Below are 18,247 nucleotides of genomic sequence, written 5' to 3' on the forward strand. Positions count from 1 at the left end.
ATCTAAATAAGTAGTATGTCAACAGCGTCGCGATTAATTTCCGGTAGTGCGGCTTCCTGGGTGCGCATCGGAGTGAATATAGTCTCTCAGGTTGTTTTGGTGCCCTTATATCTTACTCACTGGTCTATCGAAACCTATGGATTGTGGATAGCTATTCAGGCTTTGGTGGGCGTTCTGTTTACGTTGGATACCGGGCATCAGGAGTTTCTGGGCTACGAATTCATGCGCATTGGAAAAGATAATCGCCCGAAACTAAGTAAGTATCTCTGGTCCGGCGTCAGTATCGGTATTGGGATCAGCCTGATTCAGATTTCGCTGATCATTGTATTTATAGTAACAAATGCGTTGCCATTCGTTCTTGGCAAAACCGATTCGCTGGATTCAAACTCGATCAATGCCGTGAGCATTGTTTTGCTGTTGCAGGGCGTTGCCTGGCTTATCTGCACCAGCGTGTCTGGCTTGCTATTCCGGGTGCTGGCACCATTTGGCTATTTCCCGCGAATGGCCTGGTGGAACTGCGGATATGCAGTTGCCAACGCGTTAGTTCCGGCCGTAGCGGTTGTTTGCGGAGCTGACCTGTTGACCACCGGCGTTATATCGTCGGTCGTTGCCATTATTCTGTATATTCCGCTGTACATCGATCTGTTTCGCATACTCCGCCGGGAGGACATTGCATTCAGCGCTCCATCGTGGGAAGTGGGCAGCAAGAATTTTATTCATTCGTTGGCTGTTTTTGGTAAAATCATCCTGGAAAATCTGCGGCAACAGGGCGTACGGCTGGTATTGGCTCCGCTTACGGGTGCGGCCGGGCTGGTTGCTTTCGCCACCATGCGAACCGGAGCCAATGTTGCGTTGCAGGGCTTAAATACGGTTACCAATCCACTGATTCCAGATTTGATGCGGTTCTTACACGAGCGGGATCAGGATCGCAGCGAGTTGGCCTTTGGAACAGTGTGGATCATAATCGTTGCGATACTGGCTCCGGCAGTCGTCATTTTACAGGCATTTGTCGAGCCATTCTATATAGCCTGGACACGCGGTAAGGTTCCATTCGATCCTTGGCTTTTCGCCACGCTTTCGCTGAGCGTGCTTGTCTTCGCGGTGGTTCAACCTGCAACGACAGTTGTGATCGGCAACAACTTACTGAAGCCTCAACTATTTATTTCTCTGACGGCGGCTATTACGGTGGTCGTCTTCATTTACATTCTAGTGCCACTGGTTGGTATTCTGGGGGGGGGTATTGCCTTACTGATTGCTGAAATTCTCACCACCGTAGGCTACGCGACAGTTGCCAGACGCTGGCTACAGCAGAACGGCTTATCCTGGCCCATGCGCTCCTTTTTAATCGTACTTACGTCGGTTGTGATTTCAGCTGTCACAATGGCTGTTATGATCCTTTTTCCACATCTTCGGTGGATAGTACTGGGGGTATCCATGATATTATTTCTTGGGAATACCTGGCGTTACTGGCATGTTTTGCCCTCGCTGGCCACTCAACAGGCCAGGAAAATATTGAGCCATGTACCTGGAGTAGACAAATTATTTCCGGTTTAAACAGAGCAGTTTAGATGTTCTACATATTTTATGACCGTCACTCAAATTTCCATTGGTCGATTTCATCACTTTCACCTGGCTCGACAAATGGAAAGGCACAACTTGCTGGATTGCATATGGACTGGCTATCTGCGCTACAAACTGCGCGATGAGCAGGGCATTCCAGCCAGCAAGATATGCACCTTCCCATGGTTGCATTCGCCTTACATGGCTCGTGGACGCTACGGAATGGCCCACTGGATGTGGCTTAGCCGGGAATGGCACTGGTGGGCCCAGGAAACACTGGACCGTCATGTAGCCAGCCGGCTTAAACACCCAACTACGCTGGTAGCCCTCTCGGGAACCGGTCTGTACGCGGGCGCATCGGCGCAACGCAATGGTGGCCGGCACGTGTGTGATCGAGGCTCGTCGCATATTCGATTTCAGGATCAGCTACTCCGCGAGGAATACGCCCGCTGGGGCCTCGTTTTCGACGGTGTAGACCCTCGTATCATTGCCAAAGAAGAAGCCGAGTATGAACAGGCCGACTGTATTACGGTTCCTTCCGAATTTGTAAGGCAGTCATTCCTCGATATGGGCATACCCGCCCGTAAACTGTCGAAAGTAGTTTACGGGGCTCGTCTGGATCGTTTTTGTAAAATAGCTGATCCGCCAAAGGATACATTCCGGGTCCTTTGGGTAGGATCGGTAGGCATACGGAAAGGATTTCTCGATTTGTGTAATGCCTTTCAGGCATTCAAACATCCTGCGAAAGAATTGATTGTGATTGGTGACGTGGAGCTGGAGATGAAAGCGTTACTCGCAACGCAGGATTTGACTGGAATCACTTTTATGGGGACTGTACCAAATCAGGACCTGCCCCGACTATATAGCACGGCTCATGTGTTTGTCCTGCCAAGTATTGAAGAGGGGCTGGCTATGGTGCAGGGCGAAGCACTCGCTTGTGGCTGTCCGGTTATTGCAACGGCTAACTCGGGAAGTGAAGATTTATTTACGGACGGAGTTGAGGGCTTTATTGTGCCGATCCGGTCGCCGGGTCGTATCGCCGAGCACCTTCAACAACTAGCCGATGACCCCGGCCTGCAAGCTCGGCTGTCCGAAGCGGCCATCAGCAGAGTATCTGCAATGAAAGGGTGGGATACGTACGGAAATACATTTGCGAACCTCCTGACATCGCTGCATTGATCTACTTGCCAGTTCTATATCTATCAAAAATATATAGCTTAATAAATATCAATAGAAGCCATTCTATTTCTTACTAAAATGACTCTACAGGCAACAGCGTCTCAATTCAAAACGACGGTACTTAATCAACGACCAAAGGCAGGCTTCCTTTCGCAGTTTGTCTTCTGGTCCTGGGTTATACTTTTGTTTGCTTCGGTCTTACAAATTATTCTATTCTATACACCCGACAATCTAATTGCCATTGGCTGCGTTCTGGGCGCATGGGTACTGACAACAACCATTTTTCTGCGTCCGTTGCTATTAAAAAACTTTCCCTTTTCCGCTTTTTTAATCATTGGCTTTGTTTTTACCCAGTTTTATTTCCCGCTCGTTTTTACCCTGCTAGAAGGCAAACCGCTTATCTACAATCTGCAATTGCCCGAAGAAGTTTTCCTTCATTCAATGTTGGCTTTAATTGTCCTCATCATTAGCCACACTATATACTGGATGTTTGCGAATCAGGTTCAGTTATCGACAAAAGCGCCTAAACTTTTGACTGGCCTTGGCATTTTCAGCGTACCAACCGATTTGCAGGTATGGCTTATCGGTTTTACCGGCCTAACGGCTATGTTCTATGTACATTTCTACTCGCCCTCGGTGGGTCATCAGGTTTCGGGCGGAGCCGACAAACTGGTTGAAGCGCTCATTCCATTTACCTATGCTCCTTTCTTTATTCCGTTTGGAAAGTTGTATGGTAAAAAGGAACCGCCCAAAACCAGATTAACTTTCCAGCTTATAGCCTTTACCCTTCTTCTTTTCGTGGTGAGTATGGGCACAAACAGCCGGGGTGCCTTTATGCTGGGGTTTACTTCGGTAGGATTTACGTTCGGTCTGGGACTTTTGCTGGAAATAGTAAAGACTCGCTTATTTACACTCAAGAATCTGGCGATCGGCCTTTTTGCTCTTTGGCTATTTACAGGCCCAATCGCCGACATTGGCACGGCCATGGTCATGGTCCGCAGCTTACGTGCCGATACGCCCCGGATGGAGTTGATCGCACTCACGCTGGACGCCTATACTCAGAAGGATGCACTAAAAGCCTTCCAGCAGGAGAATACCAGTAAAGGCGAAGATTGGGACGAGGAATACATGGATAATATTTTTCTGGCCCGGTTCTGTAATTTAAAGTATAACGACGCGAGCCTTATTCTGGCCTCAAAAACGGGAAAACAGAACCCGGCTATTTATGAATTTACAATTGACCATTTCCTGTCTACTCTGCCCGTTCCCGTTCTCGATTTTCTGAATCTGGATGTAGAAAAAGATGTCGTCAATACCGTATCGTTCGGCGACTATCTTTATTACAGGGTCAGTGGTGATGCATGGTCGCTCGGTGTTTTCCGGACCGGTCATTTTGCCGGTACGGGCATGGCTGCTTTCGGCTGGTGGTACCTGCTCATATTGGGTATCGGCATGCTGCCTATTTATATGTTATACGATATTTTATTTGTAAAAAAGCCGACTCTTGATAAAAACGGGAATAGTGATTTGATACTACAATTTAGTTTCTGCGGACTTCTTGGCCTCACGTCCATATTTCAATTTTTTCCTATGGAAAGTGTAGAAGGAATAGCGGCCTTTTTACTGCGGGGCTGGGTTCAGAAAATTTTCCTCTATGCGCTTATTTATCACCTTACCCGGTCAATAAGTGCTGTCGTAACCATGATGACCTCGGTGAGATTACAAAAAGCTTCGCTCACCCGCCTGGATCAGGCCAAGTAAGTTTTACTACTAAATCAATCACCCCAATGGTTAATATACTCTATTTCGGTGACAACAGTCCAGGCTCTACCTCTACCCACCGTGCAAACGCGCTCGTTCGACTTGGCCACGCTGTCTCCATTCATAATCCTTCGCAGGCAGCCGCCGGGCAGTTAGAATCCAGGTGGTTTCAGGCGCTCCACTACCGGTCGGGCTATCGGCTGTTGCAAAATAAGGTGGTGCGCTGGGTGAAAAAAATTAGTACCAACCAGCTTAAGCCAGACCTCGTTTGGGTAGATAGTGGCGAGTTATTTGGGCCCGAGTGCTTAAAATACCTGAAAAGCCTGGGCTGCCCGGTATTGTTATATAACGTCGACGACCCAACCGGCAAAAGAGACGGACGTCGGTTCGATTCACTGGTCAATGCCATTTCCCTCTACGATCTGGTGGTTGTGGTCAGAAGAGAAACAGAAGAAGAGTGTATAAAGCTGGGGGCTAAACAAGTTATGCGGGTATTCCGTAGCTACGACGAAGTAGCACACAACCCGTTCGAAACCGAAGCCGCTATTCCTGCCTCGTTCAAGTCCGATGTGGCATTCATTGGCACCTGGATGCGTCACGAACGCCGGGACGAGTTTATGCTGGAGCTGATCAATCAGGGGGTGCCGGTCAGTATCTGGGGCGACCGCTGGACAAAATCCCCGCACTGGAAAAGTTTGCAGCCGGTCTATCGGGGGGGGGCTTTAGGAGGGCGTGACTATGTAGCCGCTATCCAGGGTGCTAAGGTTTGTCTCGGGTTTTTGTCGAAAGGAAATCGGGATTTGCACACCCAGCGGTCGCTCGAAGTCCCTTTTGCCGGGGGCCTGCTTTGTGCCGAACGTACATCCGAGCATCAGGAACTCTATGCAGAAGGCGTTGAAGCCGTTTTCTGGTCGAATGTGCAGGAATGCGCCGAAGTCTGCAAAACGTTGCTGTCCAACGACTCATTCCGCGAGGGTATTCGCTTGGCCGGTAAACAAAAGGTAGAGTCTCTGCGCGTGGGCAATGAGGATATATGCCGCAAAATTCTTGACGAAGTGCTGAAAAACAGCGTCGTGATCGACTACTAATCACCAGCGTATGAACATTGTATTTTTCGCTCATCCAACCTTTCTGAACCAGCAAAGCATGCAACGCTTTGCGCGAATGCTAACCGAGGGGATGAAGCAGCGCGGACATACAGTGGAACTCTGGTCTCCGCAGGCCCGGGTGCTGCAACTTCCTGCTCTGCCGGTGATGCGGAAATGGCTGGCCTACATCGATCAATACATCGTGTTTCCTCGCGAGGTGCGGGCCCGGTTAAAAAATTGCTCGCCGGATACCCTTTTTGTGCTTACAGACAATGCCCTGGGCCCATATCTGCCCATTGTAGCCAACCGGCCGCACGTTATCCACTGCCACGATTTTCTGGCGCAACGCTCGGCACTGGGCGAAATTCCAGAGAACCCAACCAGCTGGACGGGCCGAAACTACCAGGCTTATATTCGCCGTGGTTATTCGATGGGGAAGCGATTTATCCCTATCTCCCAGAAAACGAAAGACGATCTTTCCCGAATGCTTTCCGCTCCTCCGCTCACGTCGGAAGTTGTGTATAATGGTCTGAACCAGCCGTTTACCCCGTCCGATCCCGGTGCGGCCCGAACGCTACTGAGCGAGAAGTTTGGCATTGACCTGTCGGCGGGCTATCTGCTGCATGTGGGGGGTAATATATGGTATAAAAATCGGCTGGGTGTGCTGGAAATATATGACGCCTGGCGCTCAACCGCTCAACAGAATCTACCCCTTTTAATGATTGGTGAAGCACCGGATGCACCATTACTGACGAAACAGGCGGCTTCAGCTTTCAAAACAAACATTCACTTTTTAAGCCGTGTCGACGATGAGTATGTTCGTTTGGCCTACGTTGGCGCTTCGGTCTTTCTGTTCCCATCACTTGCCGAAGGTTTTGGCTGGCCCATTGCCGAAGCGATGGCGTCTGGCTGCCCGGTTATTACAACGAACGAAGCACCCATGACCGAAGTGGCCGGCAAGGCGGGCTTCCTGATTCCGCGCCGGCCCAATAACCCCGCCAGCGTTAACGACTGGGCCAACGAAGCCGCACGGGTTGTTGAAACAATACTCGACCTCTCTCCGGAAGAACACAAAACGGTCGTTGCGTTGGGGCTTAAAAATTCCGAACGATTCAACCCCGAAAAGGCGCTGGATCACTTTGAACAATTGTACCAGAAAATCGCAGAAGAAGATGGCCTTAATACCGCTTAGCAGCTATCGAGATGCACCAACAAACGCTGCCTTCTTAATCGCAGAGGAGAAGGTTTCAACTATTGGTAAAAGAAATATCACAGTAGACTTAGCCCGGCTTTTGGCTGCTTATGGTGTTATTGCTTTACATGTTCCTTTCAGCACTTCTGCGGCTGAGGGTTTTAATATTTTGTTTTGGCCGCTGTGTGTGCCCTTCTTTTATGCAATATCATTAACCTATTTTGTTTCCGGCCTTAAGCAAGCATCAATACCTGATATTATTACAAAAACATGGCGAAGAATTTTACTGCCATACCTTTCCTGGACTACAGTTTATGTAAGCCTTCTTTTAGCTAAAAGACTACTATTGGGAGGAGACTCTGGAATTATATTTTGGAGAGTTCTATTTTACGGTGAAAGTGCAGTACAATTATATTTCTTACCAACTTTAGTTCTGTTGCAATCAGTAACCCTCGCTATTTATCTGATTGTTACTCCCAATTCTACGAAACGGACATTGGGCACAACAATCCTTCTCATAGCGCTGGCATATTTGGCCTGGGGCGATTACAATGACTGCTTTGGCGTTGCAGCCACGGGTCAAGTTATTGGAATGACCGCTTTTATTGGTTCAGCCTTTTGGCTTTCACCAAGAATACATACACTTACATTTCGACCAGGATATATAATCACGGCGATCGTGCTGATTGTGTCAGCAGTTTATCTTAATTATCGTGGATACAATCTTTCCGTATTAAATTACCCGTTAATCCTACCTATTGGTGGCCTCGGACTACTGCTTTTAACGCTTTGCATTCCTACCTATACGTTACCAAACTGGTTATCAATTCTTGCATCAACTTCTTTTGGAATCTATTTGAGCCATATACTTTTTTTAGAAGCCTTTGAATTTATCCTAAAAGTAACTCATCATGCTAATCTCGAATACAATTTTGTGGTGAAACTACTGGAAGTCACGTTGATTTTTTTATTGGCAGCAGCGTTAACTTTACTTATCAGAAAGATTCCAATATGTAAGCAACTATTTCTAGGAGAATAAAAAAGAAATCTATGCGAATTCTACACGTAGCCGCCGAAATTGACCCTGAAACGGGTGGTGTATCTCAGGCGGTACGAACAATGATTAATGGCTTGAATAACGTAGGGGTTCACAACGAGGTGGTCAGTGTAGACGCGCCCGATGCGCCCTTCATCCAGACAGATCCGTTTACCATTCATGCCCTCGGACCAAGAAATGGCCAGTGGGGCTATAACAGCAAACTCATTTCGTGGCTCGTTAACAATGCCGCTCATTTCGACGTCATCATTCTTCACGGACTGTGGCTGTATCCGGGCTACGCCCTTCGCCGGGCAATGAAAATTGTCAGAAACAAACAACGAAAAGGAACAGGGCCAACGTTCTTCGTGATGCCCCACGGCATGCTCGATCCGTGGTTTCAGAAGGCGTCGACCCGGAAAATAAAAGCACTGCGCAACTGGGCCTACTGGAAGCTGATCGAACGTGATATCATTGCCGATGCCGATGGATTGCTGTTCACCTGTGAGGCCGAATTACTGCTCGCCCGCGAACCGTTCCGGCCATATAAACCGAAAAAAGAGGCCGTAGTTGGACTCGGTGTCGATGAACCTCCGGTTTATACGCCTGCTATGCGGGAATCGTTCCTGAGAAAGTGCCCTGACGTGGCCGATACGCCATATTTGCTGTTTCTGAGCCGCATCCACGAGAAAAAGGGCATCGATCTGCTGATCGACGCTTATAGCCAGTTGGTCAAAAGGTATTCAGCGCTGGAGGCTGAAGTCTGTGCCGGAGGAAGTACCGCAGCAGGCTTTGAGAAAATGAGCCTGCCCAAACTGGTCATTGCGGGCCCCGGTCTGGAAACACCCTATGGCCAGAAAGTGCAGCAGCAGGTTGCGCAGCAGCAGGCTCTGGCATCACTTGTCTCGTTCCCCGGCATGCTCACCGACGATGCGAAGTGGGGGGCGTTTTACGGATGTGAGGCCTTCGTATTGCCGAGCCACCAAGAGAATTTTGGCATTGCGGTAGTAGAAGCGCTGTCCTGCGGCAGACCCGTGCTGATTTCGGATCAGGTCAATATCTGGCGGGAGATTGAAATGGCGGGTGGTGGCCTGGTTGCGGCCGACACACGGGAAGGAACGGAGCAGATGCTGGACGGCTGGTTGCGACTGTCTGATGATCAGAAGCGGGCGATCGAACAGCAAACCCGAAAATCCTACCAAATGTATTTTGCCGTTGAGCCGGCGGCAAAGAATCTGCTGACGGCAATTGTCTGAACAACTATACTACAACACTTCTTTGCCAAACGAAAAAAAAGAATCAGTGAAAATCTCAATCATACAGGGCGCCTTTTTGCCGGTTCCTCCGGTTCTGGGTGGAGCAGTCGAAAAAATCTGGTATAAACTGGGGCAGGAGTTTGCCGCTCTGGGGCACGAGGTCGTGCATATTGGGCGCTCTCACCCCGATCTACCGAACAAAAATAAATCACATGGTGTCACCTATGTGCGGATTACCGGCTACGATACTCCATCTTCCATTGTCAGATTGAAATGGCGAGATCTGCTTTATTCGGTTCGGGCGGTAAAAGAGATACCGGAAGATACGGACATTGTGATTACTAACACCTTCTGGTCGCCACTTTTGGTGAGTGGACCGCTTCGCAAAAAAGTATGTGTGAGTGTGGAGAGGCTCCCCAAGGGCCAGATGTGGCTGTATAAACAGGCACCACTTCTGCGCGTAAACTCTGGCCCGGTTGCCGATGCGATCCGGCGGGAACTGCCCGTTCAGCAGCACCGGCGAATGGTCATTATTCCCAACCCGCTCCCGTTTCAGGGGTTGCCCCCGGTTCATGTCGATGAGAAAAAGCATGTGTTGCTTTATGTTGGCCGACTTCATCCCGAAAAAGGCCTGGAACTGTTGATAAAAGCGTTCAAAACCCTGAATTCGGGCTGGAAACTCCGCATCGTTGGGCCATCGGACGTAAGCACCGGCGGGGGAGGCCAGCCTTATCTGGAATCGCTCAAACAACTGGCCGGCGACGCCAATGTAGAGTTTACTGGTCCGGTCTTTGACATGAACCTATTGAATGAGTATTATGCTGAAGCGTCCATATTTGTCTATCCCTCCGTGGCCGAAAAAGGCGAAACCTTTGGACTCGCTCCGCTGGAAGCCATGGCTTGGGGATGCGTACCAGTGGTGTCCGACCTGGCCTGTTTCCGCGATTTCATCCATCATGGAGCCAACGGATTAGTGTTCGATCACCGCAGTAACGATGCTGTTGCGCTGCTCAACAAAGCAATCGACGGACTACAAACAGACGCTGAACGGCGGCACAAACTGGCCGAACAGGCGCTTAACGTTCGTCAAAGTCACTCTGTCTCGTACATCGCATCGCAGTTCATCGATGCGTTTGAAGGTATTACGGGAAAACGAAACGTAGATAAACCTATCGCTTTATGAATGTAAATGTCCATGCCCAGGTCAGCCCCTATGAAAGCCCCTGGACAGTTGATCAGCGTATAAAAATGGTTCTGTGGGAGTACGTATGGCTCATATTCTGCTCATGGACTCCTAAACCGGCTAATGCCTGGCGGGTGGCCTGGCTGCGGTTGTTCGGTGCCAAAATATATGGAAATCCTTTTGTTCACCAACGCGCCCGTATTCAGATTCCCTGGAATTTAACCCTGCATGACCGCGCCTGTCTCGGCGACCGGGCCAATGCCTATTCACTAGGGAAAATCGAAATTCATGCGCACGCTACTGTTGCGCAGGAGGCTTATATCTGCACGGGAACCCATGCCTTCGACCGACCTGAAATGAATTTACTTACCGCGCCCATTTCTATTGGTGCCCATGTGTTCGTTGGTGCCCGAGCATTCATTATGCCGGGCGTAACCATTGGCGATTATGCGGTTATTGGCTCCTGTAGTATTGTAACGAAAGATGTTCCACCCTATAAAGTTGCCGTAGGCAACCCGGCCCGCGTGATTAGTACACGCCAAGTTTCAGCATTTGTATAAGCAAGGTGCCGTGCTACTGGTTACTCAGGCAATTGAAATAACTGGTGCAACGCAGCAGGCATACCGGATAAAAAATTAATCGCTTACCTGCTAAATATGATTTAAATTAGCTTGAAATAAGTGATTAGTCAGACTTAAAAAACGGCATCGATAGTTGCTAATAAAATCGGGCTACTTAAAATAATTATACTATTCTAATATAAAATAATTCAACTCTACACTTTTTGAATTATCTAAACTAATCATTTTGCAAACAAACATTAGAATGACGCTAGACTTAACGATTGCCATTCCCGTTCGAAACGAAGAAAAAAACTTACTGAATTGTCTTACGGCAATCGGTCTAGATCTGGCTCAATATATTGTTGTCATAGACTCCGGTAGTACGGACAGAACCCGTGAAATTGCAACTAATTGGGGCGCTGATGTTGTAAATTTTGACTGGAACGGTCAATTTCCAAAAAAGCGGAACTGGTTTCTAAGAAACCACCGACCCAAAACCAAATGGGTCTTGTTTCTTGACGCAGACGAATCGCTGACGGAAGACTTTAAAGCTGAATTGCGAAATACACTTAACGCGAACGAAGACAAAGTAGGTTACTGGCTTCGGTATAGTATTTATTTTATGGGAAAAGAGCTACGAGGTGGTTATTTCCTTCACAAGCTGGCACTTTTTCAGGTTACGGCTGGTGAGTATGAACGAATAGATGAAGACCGCTGGAGTAATTGTGATATGGAAGTTCATGAGCACCCTGTGCTTGATGGTAAAGTCGGAACTATAAAAAGCAAAATCGACCATCAGGACATGCGGGGTATTTCCTATTACGTCAGTAAACATAACGAGTATTCGAGTTGGGAAGCGGCTCGTTTTCTGAAAGCATCTCACAATACAAAAAGCTCCTGGACGTGGATGCAGCGTATAAAGTATGGCCTGATGGGAACACCTTTTATTGGCGTAGCTTACTTTTTTGGTAGCTTCTTTCTGATGGGTGGTTTTCGGGACGGCACACGTGGATTTACGTTCGCTATTCTTAAGATGGGCTATCTAACCCAGATGTATCTTAAAATTCAGGAAATGAAAAATGAGGAGAAAGTAGCCGCAAAGCCAATAGCCAGACAATCGGAAGTGGTATCCTAATGGAATAGTTACCAGTCTCAATACATATCCTTACTTACAAAATTTATATCGATCAGAAAACGAATTAGTTTATGCGTAATCTGTGCGGATTATGTATAAGCCTACTGTTATATAAGATAGATACGATTGAATTAGCCGTAAATGCGTTTTTTATCTCTTACTTACGACCATACTTTTCCCGAGCGCTAAATACCATTGTAGGATCTGTTAGTCAAAAGATACCTGATTGCTCTGCCTGCGACTCAACATCATTGACAGGGCTTCTCTATAAAAACTAGATTCACATGCTAATGACTAAAAATGGCTCCGCACAGGTGGCCCGTGCGGAGCCATTTTTTTTGTAAAAGCCCTGATATAATTGATTAACCTTTCTGCCGCTCAAAACGCCGGTACTGTCATTGAGCTGTCTCCTCAAAACGTTTGTGAGCAGAGACACCAGCCCAATGGTATAGTAGGGTAAGCGGACTTGACTTCTGCTTAATCAGTAGATTATCAGCACAGTAACGATCTTAACTGTAACGATCAAAATGAAAAAATTAAAATTTATAAGTCTATCCGTTCTGTGTATTCTGGTTCTTGCTGAACTTGTTGCACGATATCTTGGCCTTGATCAGTTTCCATTATTTATGGAGAGTAAAGAATTTGAATATATACACAGGCCTAACCAGACAACGAGAATATACGGCAACAATTTCAAAACGAACGAGTACTCTATGCGTAGTGAGCCAATCAACAAAAGTGATACATGCGTTGTATTACTCATTGGTGATTCTGTTTTAAATGGAGGTAATTCTATTGATCAGGATGAACTGGCGTCAACACTCTTGGAAAATAGCCTGAACAAAAAATTAGGTAAAAAAGTTCGGGTTCTGAATATATCTTCTTTCTCGTGGGGACCGGATAATATATACGCCTATTTAAAAAAATACGGGACATTCAATGCTGATTTGATGATTTATGTTTGTGGCAGTGGTGATGCCTACGATAACATGACCTTTGAAAAAATTGTAGGCGTAAGTAGTGTGCATCCTGATAAAAACTACATATTCGGAATCAAAAAACTAGTAGACAAAGGCTATGGTGTAATTAATAATACCTTTAAAAAAATATTTCCCGAAGAAAAATCACCTGAAGTAAAGGAAAAAAATCAAAAATTTAACAGCGGCTTTTCTGATTTAGACAGCCTTGCCCGACGCTTAAATATTCCTTTCCTAATTTATCTTCATCCCGATCTTGACGAAATTAGTAAAAAGCAATATTCTAAAGATGGAAAACTAATAATTGATTTTTATACGACCAGACACCGGAAAGTCATTCGGGAGCTGAACCTGGGAGCGAAGAAAGAGTATTACCTAGATGGAATCCATATCAACGCAGAGGGCCAGTTATTCATTAGTAAAAATTTATACGAACCCATTCTCAACTACATTAAGTGATATAATTTCTCTACCGTCAATTACCGCTTTAGCAGCAAACCACTGATAGATTGTTACGCTACCTACTAATAAATAGTATACATTGTGAAGAAGATAATGGTGTAAATTTACTAGTCTTCGATTGAGATAAATATATCAGTAAAATAATTTTGTATACTTATAGGTCTAGTTATCGTTCAGCCCACTACTGGCGAATTTTTTATTTACGAGCTTATTCGCCATTCGTGTACGATCTCCTGTACCATTAATTGAATATGGATATCAGTCGAATCAGTAAATACTCATGTCATTACTCATTTTACTCATACGGTCAAATTCAAACTATTGGTGCATTGAGCAGAGGAAAAAGAGTGTAGAACGTTTATAATGGCTTTTTAATGGAGGCTAGCTAGCAGTATCCCGATATTAGTGAATCGCTTAAAAGCTTATCGTACTTCAGTACAAAAAAAGATACTTTCATTTGTATCTTGTGAGCGCTTTATCGGTCAACAATTTACATTTGAATTTATGAAACACTTTTCCCTTCTTTTCGGCCTGCTCAAAACAAATCAGCGAGCCGTCGACTCACCCAAAAATTATTTACTAAACTGGTTAGCCTGGTCCTGTGCATTTATCAGTTTTTTACTTCCAAAGCCACTCACGGCTGCTACATTGCCCAATGGTTTTTCAGAAACCAGGCTGGCAACGGGCCTCGATCCAACGAGTATGGATTTCGCCCCCGATGGACGCCTGTTCGTTACTGAAAAACCGGGTCGGGTGCGCATTATTAAAAATGGCAGTCTTTTGCCAACGCCTTTCCTGACTATCTCGGTAAATAATTTCGATGAGCGGGGATTACAAAGCATAGCGTTTGACCCGAATTTCGCCAGTAACCAATTCGTGTACGTATACTACGCAGTTGCAACGGCACCCCTTCATAACCGGGTCAGCCGGTTCAAGGCTGTTGGCGATGTGGCAGACCCGAGCAGTGAAACGATTATTCTCGAGTTAGACAACGTGCAGGCCAGTATCCACAATGGAGGGGCTATGTTTTTCAAAGACGGAAAGCTGTTCATCACAACGGGAGAAGATGCTATCTATGAAAATGCCCAGAACATGAACAATCTTCTGGGGAAAGTGCTGCGGATAAACCCCGACGGAAGCATACCTACCGACAACCCTTTTTACAGCACCAACACCGGCAAAAATCGCGCTATTTGGGCATACGGCCTCCGTCACCCATTCAAAGCGACAGTGCAACCAGGCACGGGCCGTATCTTTATCGGCGATGTTGGGTCGGGCAATTATGAAGAAATCAACGAGGCATTTGCCGGAAAGAATTACGGGTGGCCCGCTGTTGAAGGATACCGGACGAACCAAGTTGTTCCTGCTAATTATCAGGACCCTGTTTACGCCTACGACCACAGTGCGGGCTGTGCAACAACGGGGGGAGCCTTCTACAATCCGTCCACCAATCAGTTTCCCAGTAGTTTTATCGGCAAGTTTTTCTTCGCCGATTACTGCGGTGGGTATATTAAAACGCTGGATTATGCCAACGGAGCAGCAGTCGCGAATTTTATTACGAATATAAATCGCCCTATTTCTGTCAAAGTTGGTCCCGATGGCAGTCTATACTACATAGCCCGTGGTGGTTTGGGTGGTGGTTCCGCTGAAGACAACACGACCAGCAGCGAGGGTGAAGTGTGGCGAGTGCAGTATGTTGGCAATAACGTACCTACGATTTCGGCTCAGCCTAACAACCAGATATCGCCGGTTGGCGGAGCTGTCACCTTTACCGTGGGCGCTTCGGGTACAGGCCTTGCTTACCAGTGGCAACGAAATGGGGTCGATATCAGTGGCGCAACCTCGTCCAGTTACACCCGCTCACCGGTTGCTCAATCTGACAACGGGGTTGTGTTTCGGGTGGTCGTCACTAATTCGTCGGGCAGCGTAACCAGCAATGGAGCCACGCTCACCGTAACGACCAATCAGAATCCCACGACTCAGATTATCACACCTGCCGCCGGCAGCATATACCGAGCGGGGAATACTATATCGTTCAGCGGTTCGGCCACCGACCCCGAAGATGGTAACAATCTGCCCGCCAGTGCCTTCCAATGGCGTATTGAATTTCACCACGACACCCATGATCACCCCGGTCCAACGCCCAACGTATCGGGCGATGGCAAAAGTGGTACTTTCTCCATTCCAACCATAGGCGAAACGTCGTCGAATGTCTGGTATCGACTTTTTCTGACTGTCACCGACTCGCAGGGAGGGTCTGCCACAAAGTTCGTGGATATCAATCCAAAAGTAGTGAACCTGACGATTACGACAAATCCTTCCGGGCTGCAACTCACTGTCGACGGTCAGCCTCATACCGCTCCCTACAGCCAGCCTTACGTAACGGGCGTATCCATTAATCTGTCGGCACCAGCAACACAAACGCTTAATGGCGTAACCTATACGTTTGCAAACTGGGCACCTGCCATTAGTCCTGATGGACAGATTTCCGTCCCTGAAGACAACACAACGTATACCGCTACCTTCACCTCAGCGGGAGGGGGTAACCTGCGTGATCCGGAGAACCCGGCCAACGCCCTGGCGGGGCTCAACTACCAGTATTACCAAGGAGGCTGGGTCAACCTGCCCGACTTCTCGGCGCTCATTCCCAACAAGACCGGTACGGCCAGCACCATCGACCTCTCGCCCCGCAGCCGCGACGAGAACTACGCGCTGCGCTTCGAGGGCTACATCAACGTACCCACCGACGGGCAGTACACCTTCTACACCAGCTCCGACGATGGCAGCAAGCTCTACATCGGCTCCACCCAGGTGGTCGACAACGATGGCTCCCACGGGGACCAGGAACGCTCGGGCACGATCGGACTGAAGGCGGNTCGACCTCTCGCCCCGCAGCCGCGACGAGAACTACGCGCTGCGCTTCGAGGGCTACATCAACGTACCCACCGACGGGCAGTACACCTTCTACACCAGCTCCGACGATGGCAGCAAGCTCTACATCGGCTCCACCCAGGTGGTCGACAACGATGGCTCCCACGGGGACCAGGAACGCTCGGGCACGATCGGACTGAAGGCGGGCAAGCACGCCCTGAGTGTGGTGTTCTTCCAGGGCAGTGGCGGGCAGTCGCTGAGTGCCAGCTATGCCGGTCCGGGCGTGGGCAAGCAGACCATTCCCGCTTCGGCGCTGTTCCGGCTGACGGCCACCCCGCCCCCCCCACCCCCCACCGCCGATGGGGGTACGGGCACGGGTCTGACGGCGGAGTACTTCAACAACCAGACGCTGAGCGCCCCGGTGGTGGTGAGTCGGGTGGATGCGACCATCGACGTGGACTGGGGGGAGGGCTCCCCGGCCAGCGCCGTCAGCGTCGACAACTTCTCGGCCCGCTGGACGGGTCAGGTGGAGGCCCCCGTTACGGGCAACTACACCTTCAGTCTGATTTCGGATGACGGGGTTCGGCTGTGGGTCAACAATGTGCTGCTGATCAACAACTGGACCAACCACGGCCCCACCACCGACACCAGCCCGGGCATTGTTCTGACGGCGGGTCAGAAGTACGACATCAAACTGGAGTACTACGAATTCAACAGCGGAGCGGTGCTCCGCCTGCAGTGGTCGATTCCGGGGCTGGGGCCTCAAATTATTCCCAAGGGCCGGCTCTATCCGACCACCGTCACCCCGCCACCCCCACCGCCCAGCGGCCTGCGCGATCCGGAGAATCCGGCCAACGCTCTGGCGGGGCTCAACTACCAGTATTACCAAGGAGGCTGGGTCAACCTGCCCGACTTCTCGGCGCTCATTCCCAACAAGACCGGTACGGCCAGCACCATCGACCTCTCGCCCCGCAGCCGCGACGAGAACTACGCGCTGCGCTTCGAGGGCTACATCAACGTACCCACCGACGGGCAGTACACCTTCTACACCAGCTCCGACGATGGCAGCAAGCTCTACATCGGCTCCACCCAGGTGGTCGACAACGATGGCTCCCACGGGGACCAGGAACGCTCGGGCACGATCGGACTGAAGGCGGGTCGACCTCTCGCCCCGCAGCCGCGACGAGAACTACGCGCTGCGCTTCGAGGGCTACATCAACGTACCCACCGACGGGCAGTACACCTTCTACACCAGCTCCGACGATGGCAGCAAGCTCTACATCGGCTCCACCCAGGTGGTCGACAACGATGGCTCCCACGGGGACCAGGAACGCTCGGGCACGATCGGACTGAAGGCGGGCAAGCACGCCCTGAGTGTGGTGTTCTTCCAGGGCAGTGGCGGGCAGTCGCTGAGTGCCAGCTATGCCGGTCCGGGCGTGGGCAAGCAGACCATTCCTTCGTCGGCGCTGTTCCGCCTGACGGCCAGCCCCCCGCCCCCCCCGCCCACTGCCGATGGGGGTACGGGCACGGGTCTGACGGCGGAGTACTTCAACAACCAGACGCTGAGCGCCCCGGTGGTGGTGAGTCGGGTGGATGCGACCATCGACGTGGACTGGGGGGAGGGCTCCCCGGCCAGCGCCGTCAGCGTCGACAACTTCTCGGCCCGCTGGACGGGTCAGGTGGAGGCCCCCGTTACGGGCAACTACACTTTCAGTCTGATTTCGGATGACGGGGTTCGGCTGTGGGTCAACAATGTGCTGCTGATCAACAACTGGACCAACCACGGCCCCACCACCGACACCAGCCCGGGCATTGTTCTGACGGCGGGTCAGAAGTACGACATCAAACTGGAGTACTACGAATTCAACAGCGGAGCGGTGCTCCGCCTGCAGTGGTCGATTCCGGGGCTGGGGCCTCAAATTATTCCCAAGGGCCGGCTCTATCCGGCTACCGCTGCCAGCGCGCGACTGGGGTCAGATCAGGC

11 protein-coding genes and 3 pseudogenes are annotated in these 18,247 nt (G+C 49.5%); all 14 read left to right on the forward strand.

The window, feature by feature from the left end:
* Nucleotides 1–15: 15 nt before the first annotated feature.
* Entirely contained in the window at nucleotides 16–1,554 is a 1,539-nt protein-coding gene (locus CWM47_RS33990; RefSeq protein ID WP_100992958.1) for a lipopolysaccharide biosynthesis protein, read from the forward strand.
* A gap of 30 nt (nucleotides 1,555–1,584) precedes the next feature.
* The gene (locus CWM47_RS33995) at nucleotides 1,585–2,739 is read left to right on the forward strand and encodes a glycosyltransferase family 4 protein (RefSeq protein ID WP_100992959.1); all 1,155 of its coding nucleotides are present in this window, start codon (nucleotides 1,585–1,587) and stop codon (nucleotides 2,737–2,739) included.
* Between the two features lie 78 nt (nucleotides 2,740–2,817).
* On the forward strand, nucleotides 2,818–4,500 hold the full coding sequence (locus CWM47_RS34000; protein ID WP_100992960.1) for a hypothetical protein: 1,683 nt from the start codon (nucleotides 2,818–2,820) through the stop codon (nucleotides 4,498–4,500).
* Between the two features lie 26 nt (nucleotides 4,501–4,526).
* Nucleotides 4,527–5,588, forward strand: coding sequence for a CgeB family protein (locus CWM47_RS34005; protein WP_100992961.1), 1,062 nt, complete (start codon nucleotides 4,527–4,529; stop codon nucleotides 5,586–5,588).
* Between the two features lie 10 nt (nucleotides 5,589–5,598).
* Complete coding sequence (locus CWM47_RS34010) at nucleotides 5,599–6,780, forward strand: glycosyltransferase family 4 protein (protein ID WP_100992962.1); 1,182 nt, start codon at nucleotides 5,599–5,601, stop codon at nucleotides 6,778–6,780.
* Nucleotides 6,761–7,819 (forward strand): acyltransferase family protein, encoded by a 1,059-nt coding sequence (locus CWM47_RS34015; protein WP_100992963.1) that lies wholly within the window; start codon nucleotides 6,761–6,763, stop codon nucleotides 7,817–7,819. The genes CWM47_RS34010 and CWM47_RS34015 overlap by 20 nt, the downstream gene beginning before the upstream one ends.
* Before the next feature lie 11 nt (nucleotides 7,820–7,830).
* Nucleotides 7,831–9,072, forward strand: coding sequence for a glycosyltransferase (locus CWM47_RS34020; protein WP_100992964.1), 1,242 nt, complete (start codon nucleotides 7,831–7,833; stop codon nucleotides 9,070–9,072).
* Between the two features lie 46 nt (nucleotides 9,073–9,118).
* On the forward strand, nucleotides 9,119–10,255 hold the full coding sequence (locus CWM47_RS34025) for a glycosyltransferase family 4 protein (RefSeq protein ID WP_157816143.1): 1,137 nt from the start codon (nucleotides 9,119–9,121) through the stop codon (nucleotides 10,253–10,255).
* The gene (locus CWM47_RS40115) at nucleotides 10,252–10,815 is read left to right on the forward strand and encodes a DapH/DapD/GlmU-related protein (RefSeq protein ID WP_100992966.1); all 564 of its coding nucleotides are present in this window, start codon (nucleotides 10,252–10,254) and stop codon (nucleotides 10,813–10,815) included. The genes CWM47_RS34025 and CWM47_RS40115 overlap by 4 nt, the downstream gene beginning before the upstream one ends.
* Before the next feature lie 265 nt (nucleotides 10,816–11,080).
* Entirely contained in the window at nucleotides 11,081–11,953 is an 873-nt protein-coding gene (locus CWM47_RS34035; protein ID WP_100992967.1) for a glycosyltransferase family 2 protein, read from the forward strand.
* Nucleotides 11,954–12,480: 527 nt separating this feature from the next.
* Entirely contained in the window at nucleotides 12,481–13,389 is a 909-nt protein-coding gene (locus CWM47_RS34040; protein ID WP_100992968.1) for a hypothetical protein, read from the forward strand.
* A gap of 705 nt (nucleotides 13,390–14,094) precedes the next feature.
* A pseudogene (locus CWM47_RS39540) lies at nucleotides 14,095–16,209 on the forward strand (PQQ-dependent sugar dehydrogenase); the annotation flags it as partial.
* 115 nt (nucleotides 16,210–16,324) lie between these two features.
* Nucleotides 16,325–17,365, forward strand: a pseudogene (locus tag CWM47_RS40470) (PA14 domain-containing protein); the annotation flags it as partial.
* A gap of 91 nt (nucleotides 17,366–17,456) precedes the next feature.
* A pseudogene (locus CWM47_RS40475) lies at nucleotides 17,457–18,176 on the forward strand (PA14 domain-containing protein); the annotation flags it as partial.
* Nucleotides 18,177–18,247: the final 71 nt, after the last annotated feature.

It is taken from the genome of Spirosoma pollinicola (assembly GCF_002831565.1).
GTDB classification, from domain to species: Bacteria; Bacteroidota; Bacteroidia; order Cytophagales; family Spirosomataceae; genus Spirosoma; species Spirosoma pollinicola.